Below are 4,523 nucleotides of genomic sequence, written 5' to 3'. Positions count from 1 at the left end.
GCATGCTCGGCATGATCGCCTTCTGGCTGTACTACTGGCTGCTGTCCAAGAAGATCAACCCCATGGTGCTGATCGTGGCCACCATGGTCGTGGGCATCATCGGCGCGTTCTTCGGCGTGCTGGCGTAGGTTCCTGCGTTCTATTCTGCCCCCAAGGGAAACGGCGACCCATTGCGGTCGCCGTTTTTTATTACCGAAAGCTAGCTGGAGGTGCTTCGTGATTCGATCTGACAATCCACCCGATAATGGCGTGAGCGGGGCGATGTATCTATTTGGCACGGCGCTCTTGTGGAGTTTTATCGGCATCCTCGTTCGCGCCAATTCGCAGTCAGCTCTTTTGATCGGTGCCGTTACGGCAATATTTATGGCGCTCTTTATCCTGCTCGTCGGCAGGCCCGTCCTCCGCGTCAGCCGTCTTATTGTCCTTGTGGCCGTCTGCAACTTCGTGACGGGCACCACGTTTAATTTTGCCAACCAGCTCACGACGGTCGGCAACGCGATCGTCCTGCAGTACACCTCGATGATCTTCGTTATCGTGTATCAATCGCTCGCAACCCGCACGTTGCCCTCGCCTGCGAAGATTGCCTCCGTGGTGGTTGCTTTTACGGGTATGGGACTGTTCTTTTTAGGCGATTTGAGTGCCGAGGGCATGCTCGGCAACCTGCTTGCCGTCATTTCGGGAGCCACCTTTGGGCTGTGTTTCCTTTTGAACTCTCGCCCCGATGCGTCGCCCATGGTGTCCTCGCTCATCTCCTGCGGTATCTCGATGCTGCCGATCGTCTATTTTGCTGGCGCCCTAGACTCCGTGAGACCATTTGAGTGGGGGCTCATGCTGGTGCATGGCCTTTTTTGCAGTGGCCTTGCGAGCGTGCTGTATGCCAAGGGGATCGCGCGGACCAACGCGTTTGCGGCCAACTTGGTTTGCATGAGCGAGGTCGTGCTCGCTCCCTGCTGGTCGGCGCTCTTCTTTGGCGAGGTCTTTCGCTGGAACGAGTTTTTGGGCGCGGCGATTATCGTTTTGGTGATTGTGGCCAACTTGGCATCCGATGCCTTTGGTGATGGCTTTCTGGTGGCGCTTGTCCGCCATCGAAACAAAGAGCGCGCCTGATGAGATACGTCTGCCGTTTACGGTAAAAAACACCCCGCTGAGCGAGTGGTATTAAATAGTAAGAACCTGCATATCTATAATTGGTATCAAATCATTTGTGCCTGGCATGGGTGGTAGCAGCACACCAGGTACGCTTCGAGCCGTGGAATCGAACTCCCGGAATTGATATCAACAACGCGCGCGACGGGAGTGACGACGGTTCGAGATTCCTTATTGGGAGGAATTATGCTTGTCCAAGCAATCCTCGTCGGCTTAGTCGGAGCGTTTGGATGCCTCGACTACCAGCTCGGCACCCTCTACGCGTTCCGTCCCATCGTCCTGTGCCCGCTCGTGGGCCTGGTGCTGGGGGACCTGCAGACCGGCCTTGCCGTTGGCGCCAGCTTGGAGCTACTGTTCATGGGCTCGATCTCCATCGGCGCTTACGTACCGCCTAACGAAACCGTCGGCGGCGTGCTCGCCTGCGCGTTTGCCATTCAGCTCGGTCAGGGTACCGAGACGGCCATTGCGCTCGCCATGCCCATCGCCGTCCTTTCGCTGACGATCGGTAACATTACGGATGCTGGATTCTCGATCATTGTTGACATTGCTGACAAGTGCGCTGCCAAGGGCAACCTCAAGGGTATCTACGCGGCACATTGGAGCATGGGCCTCTTTGGCTGTCTTGAGTACTTCCTGCTGTGCGGCGGCGCATTCTACCTGGGCTCCGACGCCATCCAGGGCCTGCTCGACTTCATCCCGACCTTTGTGATCGACGGCTTCGGCGTTGCAGCCAACATCCTGCCTGCCATGGGCTTCGCCATGCTCGGCCGCCTGGTGCTCACCAAGCAGCTCGTGCCCTTCTACTTCCTGGGCTTCCTGCTGTGCTCCTACGCCAACGTGCCCGTCCTGGGCGTCGCCCTGATCGCCATCATCATCGGCATCGACAAGTTCGACCTGCTCGGCCTGGGCGGAGCCCAGCCCCAGCTCTCCGCGGAAGGGGATGAGGACGATGACTTCTAGTCCCGAGAACAAGATCACGCGCTCCGACCTCATCAAGAGCGCCGTCAACGTCGGCGCCCTGGGCATGGAGTTCTCCTGGACCTACTACAAGCAGATGAACATCGCCTTCTGCCTGATGGTCGCCAACATGCTCAAGAAGATCTACGCCGGCCGCCCCGACGACTACGCCGCGGCCCTGCACCGCCACTGCGCGTTCTTCAACATCACCGTCCAGTTCGCCCCGTTCGTCGGCGGCATCGCGATGGCCATGGAGGAGAAGGTCGCCCGCGGCGAGATCGAGCCCGAGAGCGTCAACGACGTCAAGGCCGCCCTCATGGGCCCGCTGTCCGGCATCGGCGACTCCATCTTCCTGTCGACGCTGCGCGTGGTCGCCGCCGCGGTGGGCATCAGCCTGTGCCAGGCCGGCAACCCCTTCGGCCCCATCGCCTTCCTGCTCATCTACAACGTCCCCGGCTTCGCGCTGCGCATCTGGGGCGCCGTCAAGGGCTACGAGCTGGGCGTGGGCTTCCTGGACGAGGCCCAGAGGACCGGCCTCATGCAGAAGATCATGACCTGCGTGGGAATCGTGGGCGTCATGGTCGTGGGCGCCATGTGCAAGGACATGTTCTGGGCCAGCATCCCGGTGGCCATCGGCTCGGGCGAGGACGCCCAGACCCTCCAGGACATCCTGGACGGCATCATGCCCGGCATGCTCGGCATGATCGCCTTCTGGCTGTACTACTGGCTGCTGTCCAAGAAGATCAACCCCATGGTGCTGATCGTGGCCACCATGGTCGTGGGCATCATCGGCGCGTTCTTCGGCGTGCTGGCGTAAGGGCCCGGCTGCATAGATTTTCGTTGCAACCTGGAAAGGGGATGGAGCAGGCCTATGCCCTCCATCCCCTTTTTGTATAGAAGGAGTTCGTATGTTCGCGAAGGATCGCGAAGCAATGCGCCTGACGCCGGCAGAGGTCAGGCTGATTCTTATTGAGTCCCTGCAGTGGTGCGCCAACAACGCGGTCTACTTTTTGGGGCTTATCGGTGCGGCCACGTATGATCTGGCTGGCACGGCCTTTTTGGTTGCCGCCATTACGCTTGCGCGCAATCTTATGACGTCGGTGGGCAATATGGTGTCGGGCTCGGTCATCGACCGCTTTGGACCGCGCCGGACGTCGTTTGTGACGTGCGTGATTACGGCAGTGCTATCGCTTGGCGTGGGGTTAGCGCCGTTATCTGTCCCCGGGCTTTTGTTTGCAGCGTGCGTCTTGGGACTTGCGGGCGGCTTTATCAACACCTGCACGCATGCGTTTCCGGGATACCTGGAGTCGACCACCGAGGGCCGTACCCGCGTGAACGGCCTCATGGTGTTCTATAGCAATATCGCCTATACCGCTGGCCCGCTGCTCGGCGGTGCCATCGTGAGCTGTTTTGCCACGCAATCGGTCTATCTGCTCATGGCGGGCATGATGGGTGTGGCGGCCGTGCTCTCCTTGGGCTGTCACGAGTGTGTTGCTCCCGCAAAAGGGGAGAAGCCGAAGGGCGGTATTCTGGGCGGCATGGCCGAGGGTGCGCGACTTACGTTTCGCGACCACGACCTGCGTCTCATCTTTATCTCGGGCTTTTTGGGTTTCTTTGCGTTTGGCGCGTTCGATTCGCTGGAGTCGTTGTTCTACCGCGATGTGCTCAACGTGGATATCGTCTGGCTGGGCTGGCTGTCCTCGGTCGTGGGCCTCACTTCCTCGGTGGGCGCGTTCATCCTGACCAAGCTTTCTGCTCGCCATGTCAACCTGCGATTGTTGCTCGGCGCGCTCATGGCCGTGGGCATTGGGTCCATGGTGTACGTGGGCACCGATATGCTGGGGGTCGCGATTATCGGTCAGGCGATTAACGGTCTGGCCTGGGGATTCCTGGAACCGCTGCAGATGATCTTGATTCAGGAGCGCGCCGACATCAAATACCTGGGGCGCATTACCGGCTTTGTGCGTTTTGGCCTGATGAGCGCCGGCGTGCTGCCGCTGCTGGCGGCTCCTTTTTTGGCGGAGGCTTTGGGCGTCCAAGCGGTGCTATTTGGGGCATCGACCATTATTGCGCTGGTAGGAACGCTGTTCTTTGTCACACAAGGGAGGCGCCAGAGGTGTTAGCTATACATTCAATTCTAATTTAATACCACTCACCAGAGAATTTCGACCGTTCACCGAGGATTGGAACAGATTGATAAGTGGTATTAAAAACATCTTAGGTGTATGTCTATAATTGGTATCGAAAAGAAACGCGATGTATAGAGTCGCGTGCAGGACAGAAAGGAAAAGCCATGAAGGAAACCGAGAAGATCGAGATCATGCATTTCGACCAGGAGGGCTATCTCGAGGACGGCAAGGCGCTCTACGAGACCGGCAAGAAGATGACCGCGCTCGCCGACAAGGTCGCCGACGAGGGCT

General features: G+C 58.9%; 5 protein-coding genes. All 5 read left to right on the top strand.

Features of this window, described 5'->3' with window-relative positions; translation table 11 throughout:
* Nucleotides 1-2 precede the first annotated feature (2 nt).
* Nucleotides 3-128, top strand: a complete 126-nt coding sequence (locus tag AAAX75_RS09975; RefSeq protein WP_349092065.1) for a PTS system mannose/fructose/sorbose family transporter subunit IID — start codon at nt 3-5, stop codon at nt 126-128.
* 88 nt (nt 129-216) lie between these two features.
* Nucleotides 217-1,107 carry a DMT family transporter gene (locus tag AAAX75_RS09970; protein ID WP_349092064.1) on the top strand — a complete coding sequence of 297 codons (891 nt, stop codon included), beginning with the start codon at nt 217-219 and terminating at the stop codon, nt 1,105-1,107.
* A 225-nt stretch (nt 1,108-1,332) separates the two neighbouring features.
* Complete coding sequence (locus tag AAAX75_RS09965) at nt 1,333-2,106, top strand: PTS sugar transporter subunit IIC (protein WP_349092063.1); 774 nt, start codon at nt 1,333-1,335, stop codon at nt 2,104-2,106.
* The gene (locus tag AAAX75_RS09960; protein ID WP_250787559.1) at nt 2,087-2,920 is read left to right on the top strand and encodes a PTS system mannose/fructose/sorbose family transporter subunit IID; all 834 of its coding nucleotides are present in this window, start codon (nt 2,087-2,089) and stop codon (nt 2,918-2,920) included. Before AAAX75_RS09965 ends, AAAX75_RS09960 begins: the two co-directional genes overlap by 20 nt.
* A 91-nt stretch (nt 2,921-3,011) precedes the next feature.
* Nucleotides 3,012-4,226, top strand: a complete 1,215-nt coding sequence (locus tag AAAX75_RS09955; RefSeq protein ID WP_349092062.1) for an MFS transporter — start codon at nt 3,012-3,014, stop codon at nt 4,224-4,226.
* Nucleotides 4,227-4,523: the final 297 nt, after the last annotated feature.

Source organism: Collinsella sp. CLA-ER-H7, from assembly GCF_040092345.1.
Taxonomy (GTDB): domain Bacteria; phylum Actinomycetota; class Coriobacteriia; order Coriobacteriales; family Coriobacteriaceae; genus Collinsella.
The sequence above is the reverse complement of the archived record's forward strand: the minus strand, read 5'-3'. Positions and strand labels throughout refer to the sequence as shown.